Here is a 25,591-nt window from a genome sequence, read left to right as displayed (position 1 = left end):
TCAGCCGCCCTGCTTCTGCTGGGCGGTCAGCGCCTGCTTGAGCATCTGCTCGGCGTCCCCGTACTGCTTGCTGATCTTCTCCAGCGCCTCGTGGACGTCGTCCGCGGCCTTCTTCAGCTTGCTGATGCCCTCGCCCCACTCGGAGCGGAAGTGCTCGCACGCACCGTCCAGCTTCTTGTGGCCGAGGTCGGCTTCCTGCGCCGACTTCATCTGGTCGGCGGCGGTGCGCATGGTGTCCGAGCTCTGCGCGACGCCGTTGAGCAGTTTGGTCAGTTCGTCCAGGGAAACGGCGTAGTCCGTCATCCCGACCCCCGTAAAGAAATCAATCAAGCGTATGAATCAAACGGATGCTTGCACGGGCGCCGCGGCCAGATCAAGGCGGCAAAATCGCCAACGGGCCGGTGCGGCCCCGATTTCGGCCGTTGCCCTGCCACGGCAGGAGGACGTGTGGGAGGTTCGACGAGGCAGCGGCGCACGACGGGGAGCGGCATGGCGCGCGTGATCGCGGGACGGTACGAACTCGTCGCGCTCGTGGGGCGCGGCGGCATGGGCGAGGTGTGGGCCGCCCAGGACACGCTGATCGGCCGACGGGTCGCCGTGAAGCTGCTCCCGTACGACCGGCAGGACGGCGGCGCCGTCGACCTTTTCCGCCGCGAGGCCCGCACCGCGGGCGGCCTCAACCACCCCGGCGTGGTCACCCTCCACGACCTCGGCCACGACGCGGACGACGGAACGCTGTTCCTGGTCATGGAGTTCGTGGACGGCCGCGACCTGGCCGCCGTACTGCGGCAGGACGGCCCGCCCCCTGTACCGGTCGCCGTCCGCTGGGCCGCCGAGACCGCGGCCGCGCTGGCCGCCGCCCACGACGCCGGGATCGTGCACCGCGACCTCAAGCCCGCCAACCTGATGCTGACTACACGCGGGACCGTCAAGGTCCTCGACTTCGGCATCGCCCGCTTCATGGCCGCCACCAGCAGCGGCGCCAGCCAGGTGATGGGCACGCTGGCCTACATGGCGCCGGAGCGCTTCGACGAACAGCCCGGCGACGGCCGCTCCGACCTGTACTCGCTCGGCTGCGTCCTGCACGAACTCCTCACCGGCAGCACGCCGTTCCAGGCCACCGGGCCGGTCTCGATGATGAACGCCCATCTGAGGAAGGCGCCGACACCGCCGGGGGAGCGGCGCCGAGGTGTTCCGGCGGCACTCGACGCGCTGGTGATGCGACTGCTGGCCAAGGACCCTGCGGAACGACCCGCCGCGGCGAGCGAGGTGGCGGTCCGGCTCGAGGCGATGGGCCGCGAGGACAGCGCACCCGGCCACGCCTGGGGCGACGCCGTGGTGGGCGCGGTGACACACGACATGCCGCCGCCCCGCCCGGCGCCACCCGCCGCGGTGCCGTCGGACGTGCCGCCGCCGGATGTGCGCCCCCACGTCCCACCGTCCTACGCCGAGGCCGTACGGCTCACGGCGCCCGACCGCGCGTACCGGACACCGCGGTTCGACGACCGCGGCTCGCCCGGGACGCCCGGCACGCCCGTCAGCCGGCGTCGCGCCCTGTGGCTCGCGGCCGGCGCGGTCGCGGTGGTCGCCGGGGGCGGCACCGCCGCGGCGCTGCTGCTCGACCGCGACGACGACCCAGGCGCCGACGCCGGCACCGACGCCGGCACCGACAACGCCGGCCAAAGCGGGCCCGCCCAAGGCGCGTCCGGCGATCCCGCCCTCGACGCCATGGCGGGCGCGGTGTCGATCCTGATCGGCGGCGCGACGGAGCCGTCCGGACTCGGCTTCCTCCTCGACGCCGAAGGCCACGTCCTCACCAGCGCCCGTGTCATCGCCCCCGCGACCGCGGCCGGAGTCGACCTCAAGGTCGGATTCGCCGACGGGACGAGGGCCCCGGCCACCATCGTCGGACGCGCCGCGGGCTACGACGTCGCCGTCCTCAAGACCACCGGCGCCGCGACACATAAGCCGCCGCGGCTCGGCGACAGCTCGGCGGTCGCGGCCCGCGACAGCTGCTCGACGGGAACCGTCGTCCCCGCCCAGCCGGGCTACCCGCCGAAGGTCGTCAAGCAGACCGTCGGAGGCAAGAACGTGCCCGTCATTGCGGCGGACACCACCGCGGTCTCGTACGTCAGCGCACTCGTGCTGAGCCAAGCCGTCCCGTTGCACGCGGCCGGCGCTCCCGTCTTCGACGCGCAGGGACGGGTGATCGGCATGATCACGGCGATCCACTACATCACCACCGGGCTGGACGGCGACTCCGCCTACGCCGTCCCGATCAACGACGCGAAGTGGGAGGCCGACGCGCTGATCCGCGGTGGCACGCCGCAGTACCCGCTGCTGGGCGCCTCGCTCGACCTCGACACGAGCGACGCGGCGAAGATCAAGGGCGACGGCACCTCACCCGCCGTCTCCTCGGGCGGCCCCGCGCAGAAGGCGGGCCTCCGCGAAGGCGACGTGATCACGAAGTTCGGCGACCTGGCCCTGACGTCGCCCCAGAGCCTGTTCAGCGCGATGGGAACCCACCGCCCGGGTGAGTCCGTGCCGTTCACCTACCGGCGTGGCGACGCGGAGGCGACGGGCCGGCTCGTGCTCGGCCAGAAGACCGGCGAGCAGAAGGCGTGACGCGCGGCGGTCGGACGGGCGGTCGCCCGCACCGTGCCGTCGCCCACCCAGGCGCCGCGCCGGTTCAGCGTGTCGCGGCGTCCGCGAGGACCGCGTCGAGCCTGGCCCGGCACTCGGCCGCGAACGCGGGGAACGTGTCCCGGTAGTACGCGAGCCCGCTGACCGCCACCGCGATCGCCCACGCCCGAGCGCGGGTCCACGTCGCCTCGTCGAGGCCCAGTGCGTCCCAGTACGCCCGCCGCGCCTGCGGCGGCAGGTCCCAGACGGTCGCGTGCTCGGCGTCGGGGAAGCCGACCGACAGGCCGCCGAAGTCGATGACCGCGTGGAGCCCGCCGTCCCGGACCAGGAGGTTGGTCGGCTTGAGGTCGCCGTGGAGCCACCCGTGCGGTCCCGCGGGCTCGGGCAGCGCGAGCGCGGCGCGCCACAGGCGTTCGAGGGTGTCGACGTCGAGATCGGCGCCCGCGACGGCCCGGCAGGCGTCGAAGTCCCGGCTCACCCACGCGTCGCAGGGCCCGAGCGTGCCGCCGCGGTACCAGCTGAGGTCGTCCGCGCGCGTGGCCCCCATGAGGTCGACGCCGTGCAGGTCGGTGACGAACGCCGCCAGGTCGGCACCGAAGGCGGCCCAGTCCGCGACCGTGTCCGGGCCCGGTTCGGCGCCGTCGATCCACCGGTAGACCGACCAGGCCAGCGGGAACGCTTCGGCGGGCGTGCCGGCGTGGACCGGTTCGGGGATCCGCCGCGGGAGGTGCGGTGCCAGGCGGGGCAGCCACGTCTGCTCCTTCCGCACGGCCCCCGCGTTGCCCGCGGTGCGCGGCAGCCGCACCAGCAGGTCGTCGCCCAGCCGGTACATCGTGTTGTCGGTCCCCGCGCCCGCGGGCGCGAGCGGCAGGCCGGACCACTCCGGGCGCTGCGCCTCCAGCAGCGCCCTGACCAGCGCCTCGTCGACCGGGACCTCGTTCTCGTGCAGCGTCACCCCGGCAGTCTCTCCGCGCGACCCTCCGGGGAGCCACCGCATATCCGCTCCCGCCCGGTCCGGGAGCGCGGCCGGGTCATTTGGCGCGGGGCCAGTCACGAACACGCGGCGGTTGGGTGGCGGTCGGGCGCACGAAAGTTTTACTGTCTTCCTAGTGAAATAGAGGAAGGGGTCGCGTGTTCCGCTTTCGACTGGACGCCGGTTCGGGTGTGCCGCCCTACCTGCAGATCGTCCACCAGGTGCGCCAGGCGCTGCTGATGGGGCACTTGGCGGTCGGGGACCGGCTGCCCACCGTGAAAGACGCGGTGGGCGACCTGGCCGTCAACCCGAACACCGTCGTGAAGGCCTACCGGCAGCTCGAACACGAAGGCCTGGTGTCGGCCCGGCCCGGCGCGGGGACGTTCGTCGTCGGCGAGGTCGAGCCGGTCCCGGCGGCGGCGCGCGCGAAACTGCGGCGCTCGCTGGCCCAGTGGCTGCGCGGCGCCTACGAAGCCGGTCTCGACGAGGCGATGATCGACGCGATGCTCGCCGACACCCGGCAGGCCGTGCGCGCGGAGCGTGCCGCGTGACCGGCGTGCCGGCGCTGCACGTCGAAGGCCTCGGCAAGCGCTACGGCCAGACGTGGGCCCTGCGGGACTGCACGCTCACGATCCCGGTAGGCGCGACCGTCGCGGTCGTCGGCCCGAACGGCGCGGGGAAGACCACCCTCCTCGAGGCCGTCGCCGGCCTGGTGCGGCCGACCGAGGGGACGATCCGTGTCCTCGGCGAGACGGCCCGGCCCGGTAGCTCCGAGGCCTTGGCACAGGTCGGATTCGTTGGTCAACAGCAGCCGCTCTACAAGGGTTTCACGGTGCGTGAGCTGCTGAAGATGGGCCGCGCGCTGAACCGCGAATGGGACCAACTCCTCGCGGAGGGCTGGCTCGCGGAGCTGGGCATCCCGCTCGACCGCAAGGCCGGGCGGCTCTCGGGCGGCCAGCGCGCGCAGGTCGCGCTCGCCCTCGCGCTCGCGAAACGGTCGCCCCTGCTGGTCCTCGACGAGCCGACCGCCAGCCTGGACCCTTTGGTGCGGCGGCAGTTCATGGGCGAGGTCATGGCGGCGGTGGCCGAGGACGAGATCACCGTGCTCATGTCGTCCCACGTGGTCTCCGAACTCGGGCGCCTGTGCGACTGGTTGGTGGTGCTGGCGCACGGCCGCCTCCAGGTGGCCGGCCCGATCGACGAACTGATCGACGAGCACCGGCTGTTCACCGGTCCGCGCGCCGGGGTCGCGGCCGCGGGCGACGCGGACGGGATACCCGGCGTGGTCAACGTCGAGCACGGCGACCGCTACACGCGCGCGCTGGTCAGGGTCGGCCCGGGCCCCGAACCCCATCCGCGCTGGCAGTCCCAGCCCGTCGGACTCGACGACCTCGTCCTCGCCTATCTCGCGGCCCCGGCCCCGACCTACGGAACGGCACCGGCATGCTCTGGATGACCTGGCGGCAGCACCGCGCCCACCTCCTGTCCTGCCTGGCGCTGCTCGCGGTCGCCGCCCTGGCCCTCGGCTACGACGGGTACAGCCTGCACACCCAGTACACCGACGACGGCGTGGGCGCGTGCGCGCGGCACCTCGGCGAAGGCACCCCCGCGTGCAAGGCCGCCCTGCGCGACTTCCTCGACCGCGCCGACGTCACCGACCAGTTCCTGGACTGGATGATGGTGGTGCCGGGCGTCGTCGGAGCACTTCTCGGCGCGCTGCTCGTCGCACCCGAGTTCGAGCAGGGGACGTGGCGCATGGCCTGGACCCAGGCCGTCCCGCGCACCCGCTGGCTCGCCTGGAAGCTCGGCTTCGTCGTCGTGGTGGCGGCCGGGTTCTCCGCGGCGCTTGCGGCACTGGTCGGCTGGTACCGGGCCCCGCTCGACGAGATCCGCCCGGACGGCAGGTTCGCGTCCGCGGGATTCGACCTGGAAGGCGTCGTCCTGCCCGCGTACACCGTCTTCGCGGTCGCCCTCGGCGCCCTCGCGGGCCTGCTGCTCCGCCGCACCGTCGCCGCCGTGGCGCTGGCCGTCGGCGTGTTCGTCGTCGTGCGGCTGTCCGTCGAGACCCTCGTGCGCCCGCACTACTGGTCGCCGGTCAGCCGCGTCGGCGACCCGGAGCTCGCGCCCACCGGAGTCCAGGCCGGGGACTGGACGCTGGCCCACGGCTGGCAGGACCTGTCGGGCAGGAACCTCTCCCACAACGCGTACCGCGCGATCGCCGACGGAGCGACGCCCGACTACCCCGGCGGCTTCGCCGCCTTCCTCCGCGACCACGGCGTGGTCTGGTGGCAGACCTACCAGCCCGCGAGCCGCTTCGGCGCGTTCCAGCTCGTCGAGGCCGGCCTGTACATGGTGCTGTCGGCCGGCCTCGTCGCGGGTCTGTTCGTCGCGCTGCGCCGCAGGACCGGCTGACCGTTCCGACGCGGGGCGCGGGGGCGCGGGGCGCGTCAGTACGCGAACACCAGCGCCTTGTCCTGGTCGGCGGCCGCGCCCTCGCCGTCGGGGCCGCCGCGCAGGGTGGGCTCCCTGCCGGGCGGGCGCTCGTCGACGTCCGGGCCTGCGCCGCCGTACTTGAACAGCAGCTTCAGCTCGACGACGGCCAGCACCCCGTACAGCAGCGTGTAGACGACCAGGGAGGTGATCACCTCGCCCTGCGAGACCGTGGGGGAGACGGCGGCGCGGGTCTGCAGGACGCCGTAGACCACCCACGGCTGGCGGCCCATCTCGGTGAAGATCCAGCCGAACGAGTTGCCGATCACCGGGAACGCGAGCGTCCACGCGCCGAGCCGCCACGACCACTTGGTGAACCACGGCTTCAGCTCGTGCCGCCTGGTGAGCATCAGGCGCGGCGTCTCGTCGTCGCCGGTGCGGAACTCCGGGTCGAGCCACAGTTTTCGGCGGGTGGTCCACAGGCCGAACAAGCCGGCGACGAACGACGTCATGCCGAACCCGATCATCAGCCGGAAGCCCCAGAACGCCACGAAGATGTTCGGGATGTAGTGGTCGGGCTCGCCGCCGAACTGTGCGGCCTCGGCGGCGGCGATGTTGTTGATGCCCGGCACCGCCTCGGTGAAGTTGTCGTACGCGAGGAACGACAGCAGGCCGGGGATCGACAGCTCCACGTCGTTGCGGCCGCGGTTGACGTTGCCGACGGCGAACACCGAGAACGGGGCGCTGTCGGTGGTGTCCCACAGCGCCTCGGCCGCCGCCATCTTCATCGGCTGCTGCCGGAACATGACCTTGCCGAGCCGGTCGCCACTCACCGCCACGAGCAGGCCCGCGACTGTCGCCAGCACCAGTCCGAGCCGCAGCGACGGCCGCATCACCGCGACCTGCCGCCGCCGGCGCTCGTCGAGTGTGCCGCCCGCGCGCGTGATGCGGGCCGCGCGCCACAGGTGCACGCTCGCGACGCCGACGACGAACGCGGCGCCGGTCAGGTAGGCGGCGGAGAAGGTGTGGAAGACCTGCACGAGCGTGGTGTTCTGTGTCAGGACGTGCCACACGTCGGTCATCTCCGCCCGGTTCGTCGCCGGGTTGATCTTGTAGCCGACGGGGTGCTGCATCCAGGAGTTCGCGGCCAGGATGAAGTAGCCCGACAGGAGCGTCCCGACCGCGACGATCCAGATGCACGCGCAGTGCAGCCGCTTCGGCAGCCGCCCCCAGCCGAAGATCCACAGGCCGATGAACACCGACTCGAGGAAGAACGCCGCCAGCGCCTCCATGGCGAGCGGCGCCCCGAACACGTCACCGACGAACCTCGAGTAGGTCGACCAGTTCATCCCGAACTGGAACTCCTGCACGATCCCCGTCACGATCCCCATCGCGATGTTGATCAGGAAGAGCTTGCCCCAGAACTTCGTCGCGTGGAAGTACAGCTCCTTGCCGGTGCGCACCCACGCCGTGTGCATCACCGCCGTGATCGCCGACAGGCTGATCGTCAGCGGCACGAACAGGAAGTGGTAGACGGTCGTCACGCCGAACTGCCAGCGTGCCAACGTCTCGTGGGCCAGGGCGAGCTCCACCGGTGGCTCCCTCACGGATCCGGGGATCGGGGCGGCGGTACGCGGCAGGCACCGGGCACCACGCTCAATCAAGCACCCGGCGGGCGCCGCGCCCGGCAGCGGCGGGCCCCCTGCGGCCGATGTGCCCCGTTCGGGGGAACGGCGTGACCGGGACGGAGCAGCGCGCAAGGCCGTCCGCACCTCTCTTGACACTTCACGCGATCTGTCTCACAGTCGCGCCATGTCAACGAGCATGTCGCAAGCCCGCTTCGTGCCCTGCGGCGCCGACACCTGGCGCGACCCCTACGGCATGTACGCCTCGCTCCAGGACACCGACCCGCTGCACCACGTCGAGGACGGCGACTACTGGGTGCTGTCCCGGTTCGCCGACGTGTCGCACGCGCTGCGCACACCCGAGGTCTACTCCTCGCGGCAGGGACTGACCTTCACCTACGGCGACATGGAGGCGATCGGCCTCGACGAGGCCGCGCCGATGGTGATGCTCGACCCGCCCGAGCACACCGACTTCCGGCGGCTCATCACCAAGGGCTTCACGCCGCGCCGCGTCGAGTCGATCGAGCCCGAGGTCCGCCGGTTCGTCCGCGCGCGGCTCGACCGAATAGCCGCCGCGGGCGGCGAAGTCGACATCGTCGCCGAGCTGTTCAAGCCGCTGCCGAGCTTCGTCGTCGCGCACTACCTCGGCGTGGACGAGGCCGACCGGGCGCGCTTCGACGAATGGACCGACGGCATCGTCGCCGCCAACGCGTCCGGCGACCCGCTGGGCGCGGGCGAGGCGGTGTCCGGCCTGTTCGACTACTTCACCGCGCTGATCGAACGGCGCCGCGCCGCACCGGCCGACGACACCATCTCCGACCTGATCCAGATCATGGGCGACGACATGGTCGCGATGATCCGCATCCTCGGCTTCGCGTTCACCATGGTCGCCGGCGGCAACGACACGACCACCGGACTGCTCGGCGGCGCCGCCGAGTTGCTCACCGCACACCCCGACCAGCGGCGGCTGCTCGTCGACGAGCCGGACCGGATCCCGCGCGCCGTCGAGGAGTTCCTGCGCCTGGCCTCGCCCGTGCAGGCCCTCGCCCGCACGCTCACCGAAGACCTCTCCCTGCACGGCAGGTCGGTCCCCGCCGGGCGCAAGGTGCTGCTGCTCTACGGCGCCGCAAACCGCGACCCGCGCGAGTACGGCGCCGACGCCGCACGGCTCGACGTCACCCGCTCCGGCCACCAGCACGCCGCCTTCGGGTTCGGCCCGCACCACTGCCTGGGCGCGGCCGCCGCACGACTCCAGGGCCGCGTCGTGCTGGAGGAACTGCTCTCCAGGTTCCCGGAGTTCAGCGTCGACGCGGCGCGCGGAACGTTCGCCGGGGGCAGCTTCGTCCGCCGCTACGGGACCCTGCCGTTCACCCCCGGCCCCGACGCCGGCCCGCGGGAGGACGGCGCGTGACCCGGGACTGGCTGGACGGCGCCCGCGGCGCGCTGGCCGCCGAACGCATCCTGGACGCCGCCGGGCGGGTCTTCCTCGCCCGCGGCGTCCACGAGGCCGACGTGGCCGACATCGCCGCCGAAGCCGGCTGCTCACGCGCGACGGTGTACCGCTACTTCGAGAACCGGCACGCCCTGAAGACCGCGTACATGCACCGCGAGGCGCGCCGCGTCGCCGAACAGGTCGTCAGGGAGGCCGCCGCGTACGACGATCCGGGCGCCCAGCTGACCGAGACCGTGCTGGGTGCGCTCCGTATCGTCCGCGAAACCCCGGTGCTGGCTGCCTGGTTCGCACCGAGCGGCGGCGCGGCGAGTGCCCAGCTGGCAGCGGCTTCGCAGGTGATCGAGTCGCTGTGCGCGGCCTTCCTCGGCGCCGACGACCCGGGCGAGGACCTGCCGGAGCGGGCGCGCTGGCTGGTGCGCGTCATCCTGTCCCTGCTCACCCTGCCGGGCCGCGACGAGGACGACGAACGCGCCATGCTTCGGCGGTTCGTGGTGCCGGGACTGTTCGCGGAGGACCCGGCGGACGTCGTCGTCGGCGGCACGGTCGCCGCCGCGGACGGCCGCTGACCTACCGGCTTACCGCTCGGCGGGGCCCGCCCCGGCGAGCCGTGCTTCCAACTCCTCCAGCCGGGCGAGGATCAGCGCGACGTCGTTCTTGGTCGCCGCCTCCTCGCCCGGCTTGAGTTGGACGAGCAGCGAGCCGCCCGGCTCGAGGCTCACCAGCGTGGTGTCCTCGACGCGTTCGCCGCCCTGGCGTTTGACCGCCACATCCACGTCGGCGCGGCGCAGGCCGAGCCGACGGGCGGCCTGCCGGTCGTACACGCCGTCCTTCGCGAGCACGGTCGGCGTGCCCTCGAGGAACCGCCCGAGCGGCTCCCACTCCGCCGCGAGGTGCACGAGGCCGGCGTTCGTTGCGAGCAGCGTGACAGCGCCGATCACGGCTCCGGTCACCGAATCGTCCGGGCCGATGATGGCGTTCTGCACGACGTTCGACAGCAGCAGCATGACGACCAGGTCCCCGGTGTCGATCTGCGCCAGGTCGCGCTTGCCGACCACGCGGATGAGCACCACGATCGAGGCGTACACCAGCACCGTGCGGAGGACCTTCTCGGACACCGGGATGGCCATCGCGAACATGTCATGCCACATCGTCCGGACGGTACTAGGCGTGCGGGGGCGCGGTACCGCGCAACGCCGGGCGGCACCGCCCTCTACGGGTGCTCCGCGAGTGTCATCGCTCCTCGGCGAGTCCCGACGCCGCGCGCCAGATCGCCCGCGAGGCGCGCTGCGGATCGCTCTCCATGCGAAGCGGCACGTCCCAGATCCGGGTCTTCGCGTCGGCGGTGGTGAACGCCGGCCAGCCCGGGTCACCCGTACGGGCGAAGGCGACCCACGCCTCACGGACCTGCCGGGACAGCTCCTCGAACTCCGGCGGCACCGGCGCGCCGAGCACCAGTTCGGCGAACGGCCCCTGCGCGTTGCCGAACACGAACGGCACGTCGATCGCGTGGCACGCGCCCAACGCGCCGCCCAGGGCCGGGCTGCGCCACGCGAACTCGTACAGGAACGCGCGTCCACCGGCCGCCGCGTGCGCCTCGGCGACCCACGTCGAAGGCATGCGGAACACCTGGTCGGAGCGCATCACGACGGCCAGCGCGCGGTCGTCCAGGCCGGGGTTGGCGGCCCGATAGGCGTCCACGGCGGCGGCGTCCAGCCCCATCCGCGCGGCCACTCCCGCGGCGTCGCCCATCGTCTCCAACTGCACCGCGAACAGCGTGTACTCGTCGGTGGTGTACCCGCACAGCAGATCGACGTCGGGCCGCGCGCCCGCGCGCAGCAGCTCCCACGGCGTGCCGGTGATGACGTCGCCGTCCGCCACCGGGGCGTAGCAGGTCACCGTGTCGCCGAACGACCAGCCGTCCGGGTCCGCCTCGATCGCGGCGAGCGGCGCGTCCTGCGCGGCGAGCAGCCGCGCCGGGCTGAGCGAGCGCAGCCCCTCGGCGGTCGCCGGGACCCCGGCCGCCGTCGCGACCATCGCGGTGACCCGGTGCGCGTCGGCGAGCGGCACCGGACGCCCCGCGACGCTCTGCGCGATCGCGCGGCGGAACAGGCCGCGCGTGTACGGCTCCGCGGCCGTCAACGTGGCCACCGACGTACCGCCCGCCGACTCGCCGAAGATCGTCACTCGGTCCGGGTCGCCGCCGAACGCCGCGACGTTCTCGCGCACCCAGCGCAGCGCCGCGACCTGGTCGAGCAGCGCGCGGTTCTCCGGCGCGCCCGGCACGTGCCCGAGGCCCTCGAACCCGACGCGGTAGTTGAACGACACGACCACGACGCCCGCGCGGGCCAGCCGCCCGGCGTCGTACATCGCCTCGCCGGAGTGGCCATAGCGCCACGCGCCGCCGTAGATCCACACCATCACCGGCAGCCCGGCCGCGCCCGGCTCGGGCGTCCAGACGTTGGCGGTCAGGCAGTCGAGGCCGTCCTCGGGCTCCCACGGCGCCGGTGTGCCGGGCACCATCGCGGACTGCGGGGGAGCGGTACCGAACGCGTGTGCGGGGCGCACCCCGTCCCACGGTGTGGGCGGCGCCGGAGCGGCGAACCGCAACGCGCCCTCGGGAGGGGCGGCGTACGGAACGCCGCGGAAGACCGCGACCACGCCCCCGTCCACACTCTCGAAAACGCCCTCGACCCGCCCGCTCGTCGTCGCCACCGTCGGTGCCACGCCGCCCCCTTCGCTGTGTGCTGGAAGGATCCGGCGGCCGGCGTGGCGAGGCAACACCGAACGGTGGGGTGACGGATCCGGCCACGGGAACGGCCGATCCCGTCGGGGGTGCGGCGGTCGGGCGGTGCGGTGGGGCGGTTCGACGGAGACGCGGTTCGGCGCGGCCTCGACCCGGGCTCCGGGTGAGGCCGCGCCGTCCGGGCTACGGGCCGGTGCCGCCTACTTGCAGGCGAACTGCGTCGAGGCCGCCGTGACCGCCTGCTCCAGCGCGGTGATCTGCACCTCGATCACCGAGCTGATGCCGGTCGGCAGACCGCTGGGCAGGTTGTTGAGCGCGGTCTGCAGCCCGTCGTAGGCGCTCTTCAGGGCGTCGACCACGTTCTGCTTCGCACCCGAGACGGAATTGGTCACGTTCTGGAAGTCGGCGTCGACCTTGGCCTTCGCGTCCTTGACCGCCTGCGAGTCGGCCGGGTTGTCCTTGCGTGCCGTCTTCAGCGCCCCCAGGTCGGTCTTCAGCTGTTGGAGGTAGTTGCACGTCGCGGCGAACCCGGTCGTCGGGGACGGCGGAGCCGAGGTGGTGCCTCCCGACTTGTTGTCGTCCGAACAGCCGGCGAGCGCCAGCACGGCGGCGACGGGCAGGGCGGCCAGGGCGGCGGTGCGACGGTACATGCGGCGGACTCCTCGGGGCGGCGCGGCGCGGCGCGTGGCAGGCAGGTGCCGGCGCCGCATGAGCCGATTGCTCGGTCACCCCATTCGACCCGCTATGTCTGCGGGTCGCATCTCGGCGACCTCCTGGGACCGCCGTTCGGTGGCCTCGATGAACTCGCTCAGCGCGAGGCGCGAACGCGTCAGGGCGTCCATGTGCTCGTCCAGCCCGCGCAGCCGGGTGTGCAGGACGTCCAGCAGTTCCGGACACCAGGGCAGGTCCGGGTCCGGGCCGGCGACGCACGGGAGCATGAACGCGATCTCCTCGGTCGACAGCCCGGCCGCCAGCAGCCTGCGGATCTGACCGACGGTCAGGACCGCGTCTTCCCCGTACTCGCGGTAGCCGCCCGCGCTGCGGCGCGGCTCCAGCAGGCCCTGGGCCTCGTAGTAGCGCAGCTGGTGGGTGCGCACGCCCGTCCGGCGGCTGAGTTCACCGATCAGCACGGCCCCGTCCTCCCGTGGTGTGGTGCTTGACCTTCATACCGGTGTGAACGTTCACGATCCCTTCAGGACTTCCGACTTCCTGGAGGGAACACGCCATGACGGACAAGACCACGGACACGACGACGGACACGCACGAGACCCCGCACACCGCAGTGACGGTCGTCGGGCTCGGTGTGATGGGCCACGCGCTCGCGGAGGCGTTCCTGCGCGCCGGGCACCCGGTGACCGTTTGGAACCGCACCCCGGACAAGGCTGACCGGCTGGTCGAAGGCGGCGCACGGCGCGCCGGATCGGTCGCGGAGGCGGTCGCGGCGAGCCCGCTCGTGGTCGTCTGCGTCTCGGACTACCACGCCGCGCACGACCTGTTCGACCCGCTCGACGCCGAGATCCTCGCCGGCCGGGTGCTGGTGAACCTGACCTCCGGCACGTCGCGGGACGCCCGCGAGACCGCGCACTGGGCGGCCGGCCGCGGCGCCGCCTACCTGGACGGGGCGATCATGGCCGCGCCGGCGGCCATCGGCGGTGCGGACACCGCCGTCCTCTACAGCGGGCCGGCGTCGACGTACGAACTCCACGAGGCCGCGCTGCGCACGCTGGCGGGCGGCTCGACGTACGTCGGCGAGGACCACGGCCTGGCCTCGCTCTACGACGCGGCGATGCTCAGCCTCATGTGGAACCTGCTCAACGGGTTCCTGCAGGGCGTCGCGCTGCTCGGCACCGCGGGCGTCGGCGCCGCGGCGTACGAACCGGTCGCCAGCCAGGGCATAGGCACCGTCGTCGGCTGGCTCGCCGGCTACGCCCGCAACCTCGACGCGGGCGTCCACCCGGGCGACGACGCCACCCTCTCCACCCACCTCGGGGCCATGGCCCACCTCGTCGAGGAGAGCGAGACCCTCGGGCTGAACGCGGAACTGCCGCGCCTCATCCAGACCCTCGCCCAGCGGGCCGTGCGCGACGGCCGCGGCGCTGACGGCTACACCGCCCTGATCGACCAGTTCCGCAAGCCGTCCCCGGAGGCCCTCGCGTGACCGTGCTCGGTGCGCCCTGGTTGAGCCGATGCGGTGAGGTGCGGCGGGGTGCCGACTGATGAGGGAATACGAGGTGTGGGGGTGCGCTTTGGCGCAGATATGAGCACCGACACGACAGACGCCACGCCCGCCAAGCCCTTCGACCCGCGCGCGTTGCTCGCGGAGAGCAGGCTCGGCGTGCTCGCGACGATCAAGGCGGACGGGCGGCCGCAGATGTCGCCCGTCATGCCGTACTACGACCCGGAGACCCAGCTCCTCTACGTCTCGATGACCGAGGGCCGCGCCAAGACCGCCAACCTGCGCCGCGACCCGCGCGCGGCCCTGGAGGTCACCAGCCCCGACGGCTGGGGCTGGGCGACCGCCGAGGGCACCGCGACCCTCACCGGCCCCGGCACCGACCCGGACGGCCCCGAGGTCGAGGCCCTGGTGCGCTACTACCGCCTCGCGGCGGGCGAGCACCCGGACTGGGAGGAGTACCGCGCGGTGATGGTCGCCGACCGGCGCGTGCTGATGACGATGACCGTCGATCACGTGTACGGAGCCCGCGTGGGCTGACGCCTGGTCCGATCTGATGCCGCGTCGGCCGGCCCCCTCGGCAGGGGAACCCGGCTGACGCGGCGTCATACCGCTTGCCAGCCTGATTTTGAGCGATTGCTTAAGCGTTCGGTCAAGGGGGGCTTGGCATGGTGAACGGCGCAAGGCGCGGCGAGGCGTCGGAGGATCCGCTCGCGGCGGGGAGCGAGCGGATGCCGCGGATGTACGGCGGACTGCTCGGGGCTGCGCTCGTGGTCACTGCGTTGGCCACCTGCTGTGTCGGGAACTCAGGTCGGGTTGGTGCGGCCGCTTGGGTAGTCGACGGTTGCGGTGCAGTGGTACGCCTGCGCCATGTTCTCGGCGAGTACGGTCAGGCGTCGCTGTAGCTTGGGCAGGTCGGGTTCGGCGGCGCATCGGATGGTGCCCCACAGGGTGACGGTGTCGCCGGTGGTGTCGAAGTGTCCGGTGTCCCCGGCGTCGCGTGCGTCGCCGAGCGTGACGGACGTCGGGTCGAACGCGTCGACCTGACGGTAGAGATGCCCGATGCTCGTGGTGATCGCCGCGGCGGCTGGGAGCAGGTCATCGCCTTCCGGCTGGGGCGAGCCGGGCGCCTGCCGGCCGGTGAGGACGATCTTGATCAGGCAGGAGGCCCGCCGGTCCAGGTCGTCGTACAGGGCGTCGCTCACGGCTCCTCCAGGCGGATCGCGCGGGTCGCTTCCACGGTAGGAAGGGGCACGCGGATCCGCCTGTTGTGGGCGGCGGACGGGGGACGGAGGACGGGGGGGTGGAAGACTGCGGGGATGCTCGCGCACCTGGACAGTCCGTTCATCAACTTCAAGCATTTCGGTGGCGAGGACTGGCCGCATGGGTACCGGTGGGTCGACATGAAGCGCTTCCACATGGAGGAGGCGGGTGCGGACGACCGGGCGCTGCTCGCGGCGCTGCTCGCGCACCCGCAGTTCCGCGACACGTACGACGGCGCCGACGGGCAGCCGGGCGAGCCCCGGCACGGGCAGTGGTGGTTGCACCGCGTCACGCCGGACGACTACCGGCCGGTCGACGCGGCGACGGCCGTCGGGACGATCCGGGCGTGGGCGGATGGATGCGCCGGCTACGGGGGCGGGCCGGTCCCGGACGACCTCGAACAGCGGCTGTGTGAGGACGTCTACGCGATCGTCGAGCGTGCGACGAGCCGCTATCTGCTCGGCCCGCTGTCGGACGACGCGCGCCACGACTACGGGCCGATCCACATCGAGTTTCACGAGTTGGTGCTGGTCGACCGCTCGTCCGGGGTGCTGGTGCTTTTGGTGGCCGCGGACGACTGACCGGCTGCTGGGGCGGCGTCCGCGTCTCTTGAGGCGTAGCGGGCGTCGAGGGCGAGGTCCACGGCGAGGTCCACGGCGAGGTCGACCAGGACGTCGAGGACGGCGTCGAGCACGGCGTCCACGACGATGCCGCAGACGAGGGCGACCAGCGCGTCGAGGTCGGCCCGCCGCGGGTTCACTCCGCCTCGCGCCAGTGTGCCGCGTCGAGTGCGGCCAGTTCGTCGTCGGACAGCCGCAGCGCGCCGGCGGCGATGTTCTGCTCGAGGTGGGCCGGGTCGCCGGTGCCCGGGATGGCCAGGACGTGCGGGCCCTGGTGCAGCGTCCAGGCGATCCGTACCTGCGCCGGGCTCACGCCGTGCGCCTCGGCGACGGCTTCGACCTCGGGGGCGTCGTGCGTCGAGGCGCCGTGCGTGGTGCCCTGGGCGGCGATCGCGTAGAACGGCACGAAGGCGACGCCCTGTTCGCCGCACGTGCGGACGAACTCGTCGTCCTCGGGCCGGACTCCGACGCCGTACTGGTTCTGCACGCACACCACCGGCGCGATCGGCGTCGCCTCGGCGAGGTGGTGCGGCCGGATGTTCGACAGGCCGAGGTGGCGGATCAGCCCGGCCTGCCGCAACTCGGCCAGTGCGGCGAAGCGTTCCGCGATGGAGTCGGTGCCGACGATGCGCAGGTTGACGAGGTCGAGGTGGTCGCGGCCGAGTTGGCGGAGGTTCTCCTCGACCTGCGCGCGCAGTTCGCCCGGGGTGGCGTGCGCGCGCCAGCTCCCGTCGGGGTTGCGGGACGGGCCGACCTTGGTGGCGACGACCAGGTCGTCGCGGTACGGCGCCAGGGCGCGGCCGATCAGCTCGTTCGCCGACCGCAGCGGGGAGAAGTAGAACGACGCGGTGTCGATGTGGTTGACGCCGAGCTCGACGGCGCGGCGCAGGACGGCGACCGCCTGGTCCCGGTCGCGGTCCGTCGGCGGGCCGGCGTGCGCGAACGCCGAGCCGGTCTGCGGCAGGCGCATCGCGCCGAGGCCGACACGGTTGACGGTCAGGTCGCCGAGCCGCCAGGTGCCGGCGGCGGACGCGTGCGTGGAGGAGGTCGTAGACATGCCGGAAGGATCACGGCCCCGGTACGCTGGCGGCTATTGATTAAGTACAGGCTTAATCTTCTCGGCCTCGCGGGGTTGATGGATTGCCCCGTGCCCAGCCGTCTGGAGGCCCCGCATCCGCGCCGAACTGCCCTTCTCCGCCGACGACCTCGCCCAGACCCGGTTCGCCGTGTCGCCCATGTGGGAGGTCGGCCCGAGCATGCGCCTGCTGCGCTCCGGCGCGGCGCCCCTCGTCCACCGGTCGTGGCTCGACCAGGTGCGGCCGCGCGTGGCGGCCGCAGGGCTCGACCGGGGGCTGCTCGCGGAGATCGTCGGGCCGACGGGGTACGTCCCGGACTTCATCAACCCGCTGCCGGACGGGCCCGCGCCCACTCTCGCCGCCGAGCTCGACGCCATCCGTGCCGCGGACCACCGGCTGCGTGCGATGCGAGCCGACCCCGCGTCCCAACTCCCCAAGCTCGTGAAGGAGATCGAGACGTACTGGGAGCTGGCGCTGGGCCCCTACTGGGCGCGCATCCGCGCGCTGCTCGAAGGCGACGTGTTCCACCGCGCCCGCCAAGTGGCCGAACGCGGAGTCCGGCACGTCCTCAACGACCTGCACGCGGACGTGAGTTGGACCACCGGCACGCTGCGCGTGGACCGTCGCCCGCGCACTCTCGCACGCACGGCCGCCGGCACCGGGCTCCTGCTGATCCCCGCGACGTTCGTCACGCAGCCGCAGCTGCGCACCCTTCCGGACGAGCCGTTGCAGATGGCCTACACCCCGCGCGGCGTCGGCGCGCTGTGGGAGGCCCGCCGCGCACCCCGTTCCGAGGCCGTGGCCGGTGTCCTCGGCCGCGCCCGGGCCGCCCTCCTGGCCGAACTCCAGACCCCGGCCTCGACCACCGACCTGGCCGGCCGTACGGGCCTGACCACCCCGGGAGCGTCCCAGCACCTGACGGCACTTCGCGACGCGGGCCTGGTGAGCGCACACCGCGCGGGCCGGTCGGTGCTGTACGCGCGAACGGCGGTCGGGGAGGCGCTGCTGGCGGCGGCGGGCTGACGCGCGGCTCGCCCCGATGGTTCGATTATTCGAACTGCGAGTCCATATAGCCGAATGGAAGCCCTTGTCTTCGTCTCCGCCACCCGCTAGCTTCCGGACGCCGAACGATTCTCCGGAGGGACAGCGATGCGCGCGGTACGAGGCCAGGGTTCGCCCACGTCGGTCGAGGTCGTGGACGTCGCGGACGCCCCGGCCGTCCCCGACGCGGACACGCGGCTGACCGTCGCCGCCGCCGGGATCTGCGGCTCCGACCTCGGCTACCTGGCCATGGGGAGCACCCTGCTGCTGGGCCACGAGCTGGCCGGCTTCGGCCCCGACGGGCAGGCGTACGCGGTCGAAGCGATCTTCGGCTGCGGGACGTGCGACCAGTGCGCGGCGGGGCGGCGGAACCTGTGCCGCACCGTGCACATGCGCGTGCCGGGCATGACGATCGACGGCGGCATGGCCGACGAATACACCGTTCCCGCAACGTCGTTGGTCCCGCTGTCGGACGGGCTCGCCCCACGCGACGCGTGCCTCGTCGAACCGGCGGCGGTCGCCTGGCGCGCGGTACGCCTCGCCGGAACCGGCCCGGGCACCCGGGTCGCGGTTATCGGCGGCGGAGCCATCGGGCTGCTCGCGGCGGCCGCCGCGCAGGCGCAGGGCGCGTCCGCGGTGGCCCTGGTCGCACGGCGCGCCGAACGGATCGCCGCGGGCGAACGCCTCGGCGCGGTCCCGGCCGAGGGGGAGTACGACGTGGTCGTGGACGCCGCCGGCACCCCGGACGCGCTGCGCGACGCGGTCGGGCTGCTGGCGCCCGGCGGCACGCTGTCGATCGCGGCGCTGCACGGGGACACGCTGCCGCTGCCGTTTCTCCCCGCGTTCGTGAAGGAGGCGCGGGTCGTCACGTCGATGGCCTACGGCGACGACCCGTCCGGCGTACGGGACGTCGACCGCGCGGCCGCCATGCTCGCAGCCCGACCCGGGATCGCCGCCGCGGTCATCACCCACCGGTTCCCGCTGGCGGACGCCGCCGAGGCGTTCCGCGTGGCGGCGGACCGGGGGAGCGGCGCGATCAAGGTGGTCGTCGAACCGTAGGACGGCGACGTCGGCGCGCCGGCCTCGGGTGCGACCTCCTGCGCCTCGCAACGCAGCCGTCGCGCGCGGCTCGCCGGACGTCGGCGTGGGCCTCCTCGGGCCGTAAGCGTCAGGGAGCGGGGCGGAGCTGACCCGCCGAGGCGTGAACTGCCTTTGGCCGCACCGACCTTGACCTGCGCCGCGTTCGGTGGCCTCCCGCCCCTCCCGCTTTTGATCTTCGCGCGGCCGCCCCGCGCGTCAAGCCGCGGCGGGGCCATCGACGAACCGGCGGCCCGCCCCGGGGCGGAGGGGCGGCTTGACCCGCGGGCCGTCCGCGCCGAACATCCTCGGCACCTGCGGGAGGGGCGGGAGGCGTGGCGCCGCGGTGGGTGCTTCGCGCCGCCGACCCGCGGTCCCAGCGTGGTGGGCGGGTCGGGTCCGGGTCGGGTCGCGGCGCCGGGCTGCGGCCGCCGACCTCTCGACCCCGAGGCCATCGTCCTCGCCAAGAACGCGGCCGACCCGGACGGGCACCACGCCCGCCCGGACGTGACCCGGCTCCTCCTCGACAGCCGCCCCCGTCGGCCGTACGCGTTTGGGTGTTCGTCTGGCTGCCCCCCGGCTCAGGAGACCACGCTCAGCACGATCTTCCCCGTCGTGCGCCCCGTCTCGCCGGCCCGGTGGGCGTCGGCCGCCCGCTCCAGCGGGAACACCTCGTCGGCGATGACCCGGAGGCGGCCGGACTCGACCAGGGCGGTGATCTCCTCCAGCCCGTGGTGGTCGGGTTCGACCAGCATGAACACGGCGCGCTTGCCCTGCGCCTCGGCCTCGGCGGCGGGGAAGGTCTCGTCGGGCGGGAGGATCGAGACCAGGATGCCGCCGGGGCGCAGGGTGCGCAGCGACCGCGTCCACGAGTCGCCGCCGACCGGGTCGAGGACGACGTCGACGTCCGAGACGACGTCGGCGAAGTCCACGCTGCGGTAGTCGACGAGCTCGTCGGCGCCGAGGCCCCGCAGCAGGTCGTGCTTGGCGGCGCTGGCGGTGCCGATGACGTACGCGCCGCGCGCCTTGGCGATCTGGACCGCCAGGTGCCCGACCCCGCCCGCGGCCGCGTGGACCAGCACCCGCTGGCCGGGCTGGACGTCGGCCGTGTCGACCAGCGCCTGCCACGCGGTCAGCGCGGCCAGCGGCAGGGCGCCCGCCTCGAGGTGACTGAGGCCGCGCGGCTTGCGGGCGAAGTGCCGCGGCGGGGCCACGACGTACTCGGCGTAGGCGCCGGCCGGATGCGGGAACAGCGGCATGCCGTACACCTCGTCGCCCGGCTGGAAGAGCGTCACGCCGCCGCCGACCGCCTCGACGACGCCCGACACGTCCCACCCGAGCGTGAACGGCGGCTTGGCGCCGCCGGTGAAGACGCCGCGGGTGCGGGTCTTCCAGTCCGCCGGGTTGACGCCCGCCGCGTGCACCCGCACCAGGACCTCGATCGGCCCCGGCGCCGGGCGCGGGACCTCGACGACCTTGAGCACCTCGGGGCCGCCGGCCGTGTCCTGGGAGACGGCGCGCATCGTGGGTGAGACGTCCTGGGCCATGGCGTATTGCTCGCTTTCATGATGGTTTGCAGGGTCCTGTACCCGTTCCGCCGGGCACGTCCCCAGACTCCCGCACGCACGAGGCCCTGTGTGGTGGCCCGATGGCCACAGGATGAAAGGATCTGGCCATGCATCGTGTCGGCGTACTGGCCCTGGACGGCGTCCTCCCCTTCGAGCTCGGCATCCCCGCGCGCATTTTCGGCGCGGCGCGCGACGCCGATGGTGTCCCGCTGTACACCGTGGCGACCTGCAGCCTCGACGGCGGCCCGGTCCGCGCGTCGGCCGACTTCGGCATCACCGTCGGCCGCGACGCGGGCCTGCTCGCCGAGGTCGACACCGTCGTCATCCCGCCGTCACACGCCCTCGGACCGATCCGCGACGAGGGCGTCCTCCCGGACGTGCTGCGCGACGCGCTCGCCATGATCCGCCCCGGCACCCGCATCGTCGGCATCTGCACCGCCGCCTACGTCCTGGGCGCCGCCGGGCTCCTCGACGACCGGCCCGCCACCACCCACTGGCTCGAGGCCGACCATCTCCAACGGCTGTTCACCCGTACCCGCGTCGACCCGAACGTCCTGTTCGTCGACGACGGCGACATCCTGACCTCGGCCGGCGTCGCGGCCGGCATCGACCTGTGCCTGCACCTGGTCCGCCGCGACCACGGCAGCCAGATCGCCAACGACGTGGCCCGCGGCTGCATCATCCCGCCGTGGCGTGAGGGCGGCCAGGCGCAGTACATCCAGCGGCCGGTCCCCGACCCGGCCGCCCCCGGCACCGCCGCCACCCAGGCGTGGGCGATGGAACGCCTGGACGAACCCCTGACCCTCGCCGAACTCGCGGCCCACGCCCACATGAGCGTCCGCACCTTCACCCGCCGCTTCCGCGACGAGACCGGCACGACGCCGGTCCAATGGCTCATCCGCCAGCGCGTGGACCTGGCCCGCCACTACCTCGAAACCACCGACTGGCCCGTCGACCTCGTCGCCCGCCGCGCCGGCTTCGGCACCGGCGTCTCCCTCCGCCAACAACTCCACGCCGCCATCGGCGTAGGCCCCCAGGCCTACCGCCGCACCTTCCGCCCCACCGCCGCCGCGGTCTGACCAGAACCCGGCCCACCCCGGACCCCCCGAACGCCACGCCGCGCCGACCCGCTTGAAGAAATCTTCAATTCATCAACCCCTTAGAATCTCCCCATGTCCGACGCCCTGCCGCCCTGCCCCGTGTGCTCCTGCGAGTACACCTACGAGATGAGCCCCCTCCTGGTCTGCCCGGAGTGCGCCCACGAGTGGGACCCGACCGCCGCCACCTCGGACGCCGCCCCGGAGGACGGCGTGATCCGGGACGCGGTCGGCAACGTCCTCACCGACGGCGACACCGTCACCGTGGTCAAGACCCTCAAGGTCAAGGGCAACCCGACCGCCATCAAGGCCGGCACCAAGGTCCGCAACATCCGCCTCGTCACCGGCGTCGACGGCCACGACATCGACTGCAAAATCGACGGCTTCGGCGCGATGCAACTCAAGTCCTCGGTGGTCAAGAAGGCCTGACCCACCCGCCGCATGACCTTGGCGGGGCACACCGCGGTGGCAGCCTTCACACACGCAAGGCCCACCATGGGGCGAGTCAGGTCAGGCCGGCGGCGATGGTGATCCAGTAGCGGCGGGCCGGGCCCAAGGGGGTCTCTGCGACGCGGTCCAGGGTGCCGCCGTTGTGCTCGATGGTTTTGGCTGAGGCTTCGTTGTCGGCGGCGCAGACCAGGAGGAGCCGCGGCATGCCGAGTGTGTGGGCTTCGGCGATCATCTGGCCCAACGCCCAGGTGGCCAGGCCGCGTTGGCAGGCGCTTGGGCGGATGCCGTAGCCGATGTGGCCGGCCCAGCGGGTGTAGTCGTTGTGGCCGTGGCGGAGGGCGATGCCGCCGAGGACGGTGTCGCCTTCGGCGATCCAGCGGAAGGTGCAGGGTGCCGGGCCCGTCGGATCCTCGGCGGCGTGAAGGTCTCGCACCCAGGCCGCGAAGCCCTCGGGGGACTGGACGTCGTCGTCCGGTGTGAGCCCGAAGCCGTCTTCGTGGGCTCCGGGTCCCCATTCGGCGTGCGCGTCGAGCCAGGACGTGCGCAACCGGACGTCTGGACGGATCAGTTCGGGCATCCACCCACCGTACCGGTTGGGCGATTTGCGTGTCAGGGAAATGTCAGCGTGGCGTGCGCGTTTTGGCAGTGTTGTGTGCGTGTTTTGTGCGTCGTTTGTCAGGCCGCGTCGGAAGCATCACGTCCGCCAGGTCGCCGCCGGGCCGGAGCTTTGAGTGCCGGGCGGTGGGCGACGAACCACGAGCAATTCAGGGAGATTCCCGGTGAGCGACCACGCGAACGACAGCGTGAACCGAGAACCGAACGACACGGATGAGGCGGGCGAGGCCGTCAGGCCGTTCCGTATCGCCGTTCCGCAGCGGGACGTTGAGGACCTGCGCGACCGCCTTGCCCGCACCCGTTGGGCCGACGAACTGCCCGAGTCGGAGGTGACCGACGGTGTGCAGCGCGGTCCCGTCATGCCGGGGTGGGAGTACGGCGTGCCCGGTTCGTGGGTGCGGCCGCTCGTCGAGCAGTGGGCCGCGTTCGACTGGCGGGCCAAGGAGGCCGAGCTCAACGCGATTCCGCAGTTCACCACCGAAATCGACGGCCAGCTCGTGCACTTCGCGCATGTGCGGTCGGCCGAGCCGGGTGCGACGCCGTTGGTCCTGTCGCATGGATGGCCGAATACGTTTGCCGAATATGCGGGGCTCATTGGGCCGTTGACGGATCCGGCTGCGCACGGGGGAGACCCGGCGGATGCCTTTGACGTCGTCATGCCCTCGTTGCCCGGGTTCGGGTTCTCCGGGCCGACGCGGGAGAGGGGCTGGAACGCGGCACGTACGGCGGACGCTTGGGCGGAGCTCATGCGTCGGCTCGGCTACGAGCGGTTCGGCGCGCACGGGAACGACGCGGGTGCGATCATCAGCCCGGAGCTCGGGCGGCGGCATCCCGAGCGGGTCATCGGGGTCCACGTGAACCAGATCTTCTCGTTCCCGTCGGGTGACCCCGCCGAGTTCGCGGGGCTGAGCCCTGAGGACATGCAGTACCTGGAGTTCCTCCAGGGGTTCGTCGCGCACGCGATTCACGACCACGCCCAGCAGGCGCAGCCGCAGACGCTCGCGCACGCGCTCGCCGACTCGCCGGCCGGGCAACTGGCTTGGATCGGGCAGCTGTTGGGCGGGGTGCAGGATCCGGACGTGGTCCTGACCGCGGCGTCCATCTACTGGTTCACGAACAGCTCCGCGTCGTCGGCGCGGTTCTACTACGAGAACCACCACGGGGAGAAGGCGGCCGAGCCCACGACGTTCCCGATCGGGCTGGCGTCGTTCGCGTTCGACTTCCGGCCGATCCGCCGGTTCGCGGAGCGCGACCACGCCAACATCGTGCACTGGAACGAGTACGAGCGCGGCAGCCACTGGGCGGCGCACGACGCCCCGGATTTGTTGGTGGGGGATATTCGGGAGTTCTTTCGGACTGTGAAGTAGCGGCAAGGTAAAGGGATTTCGGTGGTCGGCGGCGGCATCGCCCGAACGGTGCCGCCGCCGACCGGCGTCAGGCCAGGCGTACCAGGTTGTAGAGGATCCGGGTGGTCTCGGTGAACGACGGGCCGACCATGTTCTCCGCGTTCCCGAACGGCATCCACTGGCTGTAATTGAAGGAGTTCACCGACACCTGCGTGCCGATGCCCGTGACCGGGTCGAAGTCCTGGAGCATCGGTCCGCCGCTCGCCCCGCCCGAAAGGTTCGCGCTGACGGTGTAGTTCAGCGACATCAGCAGGTCGCGGCGGGCGGGGTTCTTCGCGTAGACGAGGTTGCGGCCGTCGTAGCGGGCGAGCGGCGCGGAGCCGAAGGACGGTGCCGCCGGGTAACCGAAGGCGTACGTGAGCTTGTCGACGCCGCTGGTGAACGCGATGTGCTGGGAACCGGTCACGTCGGTCAGCCGCACGCCGGGGCGCAGCGGGTCGAGGACCGTCAGCATCGCCACGTCGTACTGGAAGTTGAACATGTTGACGCCCGCGCCGCCGACCCGGGAGAACTCCGACCACTGGCCGGTGGTGTAGATCTTGTCGACCACCCACACGCCGTACGGTGCCTGCGACGCGAAGTCCGGTGCGTCGCCCAGGTATCCGGGCACGAACACCTGCTTGTCGTTCGTGATGTCGATCGCGTCCTTGGCCCAGTTCGAGCCCAGCCACACGGCCTGGGCGATCATCGGGATCGGAACGAGCACGCAGTGCCCGGCGGTGACGACCGTGCGGCCGTTGTCGCCGTCGACGGCGTTCGCCGAGCAGGTGGACGGCCACGACAGGTGGCGGTACTCGGTGGTCTGGCCGTTCGAGACGTCGATGATCTCCTGCGTCTCGACGAAGTGCCGCTCCTCGGGCTTCGTCGGATCGGCCGGTATCAGAACCTTGTTGGTGTCGTCCCAGGCGCGGTACGCGTGTGTCTCGTACACCTTGCCGACCACGTCGCCCGCGACGGACGGCCGGGACACCTTCTGCCACGTCGCGGTCTGCCGGGAGAACAGCCGGCCGACGGTCCTGGTCACCGCGGCGGTGCGCGCCGGGTCGGTGGCCGACCACTTCCGGCCCCGGTCGTTGTCGGTGTAGAGCGGCCCGTCCGGGTAGTCGGTGTGCGTGAAGTTCCAGCGGGCCAGGTTGTCGCCCGTCCAGTAGTCGAGGACGTCGAGTTGCTTGGCGTGGCTGTCCGCCCACCACTGCGGGTACACCGGCGCGGGCGGCGGCTCGGTCGCGGCCGCCGGGGCGGACGTCGGCAGCACGGCCGCCGCGGCGATCAGCGCGGCGGTGAGCAGGTGGCGCAGGTGGCGTCTCATGCGGACACGGTGCTGCGTGTGGTGGGGCC

The 25,591-nt window shown here is 72.6% G+C and carries 27 protein-coding genes; 14 read left to right on the top strand and 13 right to left on the bottom strand.

Features of this window, described 5'->3' with window-relative positions; translation table 11 throughout:
• On the bottom strand, positions 1-303 hold the full coding sequence (locus tag QI554_RS31590; RefSeq protein WP_281474782.1) for a hypothetical protein: 303 nt from the start codon (positions 301-303) through the stop codon (positions 1-3).
• Positions 304-489: 186 nt separating this feature from the next.
• On the opposite strand from QI554_RS31590, the gene QI554_RS31585 reads away from it, so the two are divergent.
• The gene (locus tag QI554_RS31585) at positions 490-2,625 is read left to right on the top strand and encodes a protein kinase domain-containing protein (protein ID WP_281474780.1); all 2,136 of its coding nucleotides are present in this window, start codon (positions 490-492) and stop codon (positions 2,623-2,625) included.
• A gap of 64 nt (positions 2,626-2,689) precedes the next feature.
• Here the strand turns inward: QI554_RS31585 and QI554_RS31580 are convergent, their stop codons facing one another.
• Positions 2,690-3,598 carry an aminoglycoside phosphotransferase family protein gene (locus QI554_RS31580; protein WP_281474778.1) on the bottom strand — a complete coding sequence of 303 codons (909 nt, stop codon included), beginning with the start codon at positions 3,596-3,598 and terminating at the stop codon, positions 2,690-2,692.
• A 176-nt stretch (positions 3,599-3,774) separates the two neighbouring features.
• Between QI554_RS31580 and QI554_RS31575 the strand changes: the two genes are divergently transcribed.
• Genes QI554_RS31575 through QI554_RS31565 form a run of 3 tightly spaced genes read left to right on the top strand, consistent with a single transcriptional unit; the run spans position 3,775 to position 6,028 of the window.
• Positions 3,775-4,167, top strand: a complete 393-nt coding sequence (locus QI554_RS31575) for a GntR family transcriptional regulator (protein WP_281474776.1) — start codon at positions 3,775-3,777, stop codon at positions 4,165-4,167.
• A complete protein-coding gene (locus QI554_RS31570; RefSeq protein WP_281474774.1) occupies positions 4,164-5,072 on the top strand; it encodes an ABC transporter ATP-binding protein in 909 nt (302 codons plus the stop codon). The genes QI554_RS31575 and QI554_RS31570 overlap by 4 nt, the downstream gene beginning before the upstream one ends.
• Positions 5,060-6,028, top strand: coding sequence for an ABC transporter permease subunit (locus QI554_RS31565; protein WP_281474772.1), 969 nt, complete (start codon positions 5,060-5,062; stop codon positions 6,026-6,028). The genes QI554_RS31570 and QI554_RS31565 overlap by 13 nt, the downstream gene beginning before the upstream one ends.
• Before the next feature lie 35 nt (positions 6,029-6,063).
• On the opposite strand, the gene QI554_RS31560 is transcribed toward QI554_RS31565, so the two are convergent.
• Positions 6,064-7,638 carry a cytochrome ubiquinol oxidase subunit I gene (locus QI554_RS31560; RefSeq protein WP_281474769.1) on the bottom strand — a complete coding sequence of 525 codons (1,575 nt, stop codon included), beginning with the start codon at positions 7,636-7,638 and terminating at the stop codon, positions 6,064-6,066.
• A 220-nt stretch (positions 7,639-7,858) separates the two neighbouring features.
• Between QI554_RS31560 and QI554_RS31555 the strand changes: the two genes are divergently transcribed.
• Together QI554_RS31555 and QI554_RS31550 are read left to right on the top strand one after the other, a co-directional pair.
• Positions 7,859-9,082 carry a cytochrome P450 gene (locus QI554_RS31555; protein ID WP_281474768.1) on the top strand — a complete coding sequence of 408 codons (1,224 nt, stop codon included), beginning with the start codon at positions 7,859-7,861 and terminating at the stop codon, positions 9,080-9,082.
• Positions 9,079-9,690 carry a TetR/AcrR family transcriptional regulator gene (locus QI554_RS31550; RefSeq protein WP_281474766.1) on the top strand — a complete coding sequence of 204 codons (612 nt, stop codon included), beginning with the start codon at positions 9,079-9,081 and terminating at the stop codon, positions 9,688-9,690. The genes QI554_RS31555 and QI554_RS31550 overlap by 4 nt, the downstream gene beginning before the upstream one ends.
• 9 nt (positions 9,691-9,699) lie before the next feature.
• Here QI554_RS31550 and QI554_RS31545 read toward each other — a convergent pair whose 3' ends face one another.
• The 4 genes from QI554_RS31545 to QI554_RS31530 all read right to left on the bottom strand — a co-directional run bounded on the left by QI554_RS31545 (position 9,700) and on the right by QI554_RS31530 (position 12,997).
• Complete coding sequence (locus QI554_RS31545; RefSeq protein WP_281474764.1) at positions 9,700-10,272, bottom strand: DUF421 domain-containing protein; 573 nt, start codon at positions 10,270-10,272, stop codon at positions 9,700-9,702.
• A gap of 82 nt (positions 10,273-10,354) precedes the next feature.
• Positions 10,355-11,848, bottom strand: a complete 1,494-nt coding sequence (locus QI554_RS31540) for a carboxylesterase/lipase family protein (protein WP_281474762.1) — start codon at positions 11,846-11,848, stop codon at positions 10,355-10,357.
• Positions 11,849-12,067: 219 nt separating this feature from the next.
• Positions 12,068-12,517 carry a hypothetical protein gene (locus QI554_RS31535; RefSeq protein ID WP_281474761.1) on the bottom strand — a complete coding sequence of 150 codons (450 nt, stop codon included), beginning with the start codon at positions 12,515-12,517 and terminating at the stop codon, positions 12,068-12,070.
• 75 nt (positions 12,518-12,592) lie between these two features.
• Entirely contained in the window at positions 12,593-12,997 is a 405-nt protein-coding gene (locus QI554_RS31530) for a MerR family transcriptional regulator (RefSeq protein ID WP_281474760.1), read from the bottom strand.
• 95 nt (positions 12,998-13,092) lie between these two features.
• Here QI554_RS31530 and QI554_RS31525 point away from each other — a divergent pair, with 95 nt between their 5' ends.
• The gene (locus tag QI554_RS31525) at positions 13,093-14,025 is read left to right on the top strand and encodes an NAD(P)-dependent oxidoreductase (protein WP_281474758.1); all 933 of its coding nucleotides are present in this window, start codon (positions 13,093-13,095) and stop codon (positions 14,023-14,025) included.
• A 99-nt stretch (positions 14,026-14,124) separates the two neighbouring features.
• Positions 14,125-14,580, top strand: coding sequence for a PPOX class F420-dependent oxidoreductase (locus QI554_RS31520; RefSeq protein ID WP_281474756.1), 456 nt, complete (start codon positions 14,125-14,127; stop codon positions 14,578-14,580).
• A 266-nt stretch (positions 14,581-14,846) separates the two neighbouring features.
• On the opposite strand, the gene QI554_RS31515 is transcribed toward QI554_RS31520, so the two are convergent.
• A complete protein-coding gene (locus QI554_RS31515; RefSeq protein WP_281474754.1) occupies positions 14,847-15,245 on the bottom strand; it encodes a zinc-binding metallopeptidase family protein in 399 nt (132 codons plus the stop codon).
• A 114-nt stretch (positions 15,246-15,359) separates the two neighbouring features.
• Between QI554_RS31515 and QI554_RS31510 the strand changes: the two genes are divergently transcribed.
• Complete coding sequence (locus tag QI554_RS31510; protein ID WP_281474752.1) at positions 15,360-15,884, top strand: hypothetical protein; 525 nt, start codon at positions 15,360-15,362, stop codon at positions 15,882-15,884.
• Here the strand turns inward: QI554_RS31510 and QI554_RS31505 are convergent.
• Together QI554_RS31505 and QI554_RS31500 are read right to left on the bottom strand one after the other, a co-directional pair.
• On the bottom strand, positions 15,818-16,063 hold the full coding sequence (locus tag QI554_RS31505) for a hypothetical protein (RefSeq protein WP_281474751.1): 246 nt from the start codon (positions 16,061-16,063) through the stop codon (positions 15,818-15,820). The two genes, QI554_RS31510 and QI554_RS31505, sit on opposite strands and share 67 nt — an antisense overlap.
• Positions 16,060-16,980, bottom strand: coding sequence for an oxidoreductase (locus tag QI554_RS31500; RefSeq protein WP_281474749.1), 921 nt, complete (start codon positions 16,978-16,980; stop codon positions 16,060-16,062). The genes QI554_RS31505 and QI554_RS31500 overlap by 4 nt, the downstream gene beginning before the upstream one ends.
• Before the next feature lie 178 nt (positions 16,981-17,158).
• Here QI554_RS31500 and QI554_RS31495 point away from each other — a divergent pair, with 178 nt between their 5' ends.
• Both QI554_RS31495 and QI554_RS31490 read left to right on the top strand, forming a co-directional pair.
• The gene (locus QI554_RS31495) at positions 17,159-18,022 is read left to right on the top strand and encodes an ArsR/SmtB family transcription factor (RefSeq protein ID WP_281474837.1); all 864 of its coding nucleotides are present in this window, start codon (positions 17,159-17,161) and stop codon (positions 18,020-18,022) included.
• A 126-nt stretch (positions 18,023-18,148) separates the two neighbouring features.
• A complete protein-coding gene (locus QI554_RS31490) occupies positions 18,149-19,099 on the top strand; it encodes a zinc-dependent alcohol dehydrogenase (protein ID WP_281474748.1) in 951 nt (316 codons plus the stop codon).
• Between the two features lie 599 nt (positions 19,100-19,698).
• Here the strand turns inward: QI554_RS31490 and QI554_RS31485 are convergent.
• The gene (locus tag QI554_RS31485; RefSeq protein WP_281474746.1) at positions 19,699-20,664 is read right to left on the bottom strand and encodes an NADP-dependent oxidoreductase; all 966 of its coding nucleotides are present in this window, start codon (positions 20,662-20,664) and stop codon (positions 19,699-19,701) included.
• A gap of 128 nt (positions 20,665-20,792) precedes the next feature.
• On the opposite strand from QI554_RS31485, the gene QI554_RS31480 reads away from it, so the two are divergent.
• Together QI554_RS31480 and QI554_RS31475 are read left to right on the top strand one after the other, a co-directional pair.
• Positions 20,793-21,764, top strand: coding sequence for a GlxA family transcriptional regulator (locus QI554_RS31480; RefSeq protein WP_281474744.1), 972 nt, complete (start codon positions 20,793-20,795; stop codon positions 21,762-21,764).
• A gap of 93 nt (positions 21,765-21,857) precedes the next feature.
• Positions 21,858-22,211 (top strand): zinc ribbon domain-containing protein YjdM, encoded by a 354-nt coding sequence (locus tag QI554_RS31475; RefSeq protein WP_281474742.1) that lies wholly within the window; start codon positions 21,858-21,860, stop codon positions 22,209-22,211.
• 76 nt (positions 22,212-22,287) lie between these two features.
• On the opposite strand, the gene QI554_RS31470 is transcribed toward QI554_RS31475, so the two are convergent.
• Positions 22,288-22,809, bottom strand: coding sequence for a GNAT family N-acetyltransferase (locus QI554_RS31470; RefSeq protein WP_281474740.1), 522 nt, complete (start codon positions 22,807-22,809; stop codon positions 22,288-22,290).
• Positions 22,810-23,011: 202 nt separating this feature from the next.
• Here QI554_RS31470 and QI554_RS31465 point away from each other — a divergent pair, with 202 nt between their 5' ends.
• Positions 23,012-24,214 (top strand): epoxide hydrolase family protein, encoded by a 1,203-nt coding sequence (locus tag QI554_RS31465; RefSeq protein ID WP_281474738.1) that lies wholly within the window; start codon positions 23,012-23,014, stop codon positions 24,212-24,214.
• A 67-nt stretch (positions 24,215-24,281) separates the two neighbouring features.
• On the opposite strand, the gene QI554_RS31460 is transcribed toward QI554_RS31465, so the two are convergent.
• A complete protein-coding gene (locus QI554_RS31460) occupies positions 24,282-25,562 on the bottom strand; it encodes a trypsin-like serine peptidase (RefSeq protein WP_281474736.1) in 1,281 nt (426 codons plus the stop codon).
• Between the last annotated feature and the right edge of the window lie 29 nt (positions 25,563-25,591).

It is taken from the genome of Yinghuangia seranimata (genome assembly GCF_029953285.1).
In the GTDB taxonomy this organism is placed as follows: domain Bacteria; phylum Actinomycetota; class Actinomycetes; order Streptomycetales; family Streptomycetaceae; genus Yinghuangia; species Yinghuangia seranimata.
This window is presented reverse-complemented; position numbering and strand designations above follow the sequence as displayed.

Excerpts from the sequence above, each read along its gene's own strand:
- QI554_RS31585 (WP_281474780.1), top strand. The coding sequence starts at position 490 with ATGGCGCGCGTGATCGCGGGACGGTACGAACTCGTCGCGCTCGTGGGG.
- QI554_RS31460 (WP_281474736.1), bottom strand. The coding sequence starts at position 25,562 with ATGAGACGCCACCTGCGCCACCTGCTCACCGCCGCGCTGATCGCCGCG.
- QI554_RS31490 (WP_281474748.1), top strand. The coding sequence starts at position 18,149 with ATGCGCGCGGTACGAGGCCAGGGTTCGCCCACGTCGGTCGAGGTCGTG.
- QI554_RS31535 (WP_281474761.1), bottom strand. The coding sequence starts at position 12,517 with ATGTACCGTCGCACCGCCGCCCTGGCCGCCCTGCCCGTCGCCGCCGTG.
- QI554_RS31470 (WP_281474740.1), bottom strand. The coding sequence starts at position 22,809 with ATGCCCGAACTGATCCGTCCAGACGTCCGGTTGCGCACGTCCTGGCTC.
- QI554_RS31485 (WP_281474746.1), bottom strand. The coding sequence starts at position 20,664 with ATGGCCCAGGACGTCTCACCCACGATGCGCGCCGTCTCCCAGGACACG.
- QI554_RS31495 (WP_281474837.1), top strand. The coding sequence starts at position 17,159 with ATGTGGGAGGTCGGCCCGAGCATGCGCCTGCTGCGCTCCGGCGCGGCG.
- QI554_RS31590 (WP_281474782.1), bottom strand. The coding sequence starts at position 303 with ATGACGGACTACGCCGTTTCCCTGGACGAACTGACCAAACTGCTCAAC.
- QI554_RS31555 (WP_281474768.1), top strand. The coding sequence starts at position 7,859 with ATGTCAACGAGCATGTCGCAAGCCCGCTTCGTGCCCTGCGGCGCCGAC.
- QI554_RS31525 (WP_281474758.1), top strand. The coding sequence starts at position 13,093 with ATGACGGACAAGACCACGGACACGACGACGGACACGCACGAGACCCCG.
- QI554_RS31475 (WP_281474742.1), top strand. The coding sequence starts at position 21,858 with ATGTCCGACGCCCTGCCGCCCTGCCCCGTGTGCTCCTGCGAGTACACC.
- QI554_RS31545 (WP_281474764.1), bottom strand. The coding sequence starts at position 10,272 with ATGTGGCATGACATGTTCGCGATGGCCATCCCGGTGTCCGAGAAGGTC.
- QI554_RS31510 (WP_281474752.1), top strand. The coding sequence starts at position 15,360 with ATGCTCGCGCACCTGGACAGTCCGTTCATCAACTTCAAGCATTTCGGT.
- QI554_RS31520 (WP_281474756.1), top strand. The coding sequence starts at position 14,125 with ATGAGCACCGACACGACAGACGCCACGCCCGCCAAGCCCTTCGACCCG.
- QI554_RS31500 (WP_281474749.1), bottom strand. The coding sequence starts at position 16,980 with ATGTCTACGACCTCCTCCACGCACGCGTCCGCCGCCGGCACCTGGCGG.
- QI554_RS31480 (WP_281474744.1), top strand. The coding sequence starts at position 20,793 with ATGCATCGTGTCGGCGTACTGGCCCTGGACGGCGTCCTCCCCTTCGAG.
- QI554_RS31565 (WP_281474772.1), top strand. The coding sequence starts at position 5,060 with ATGCTCTGGATGACCTGGCGGCAGCACCGCGCCCACCTCCTGTCCTGC.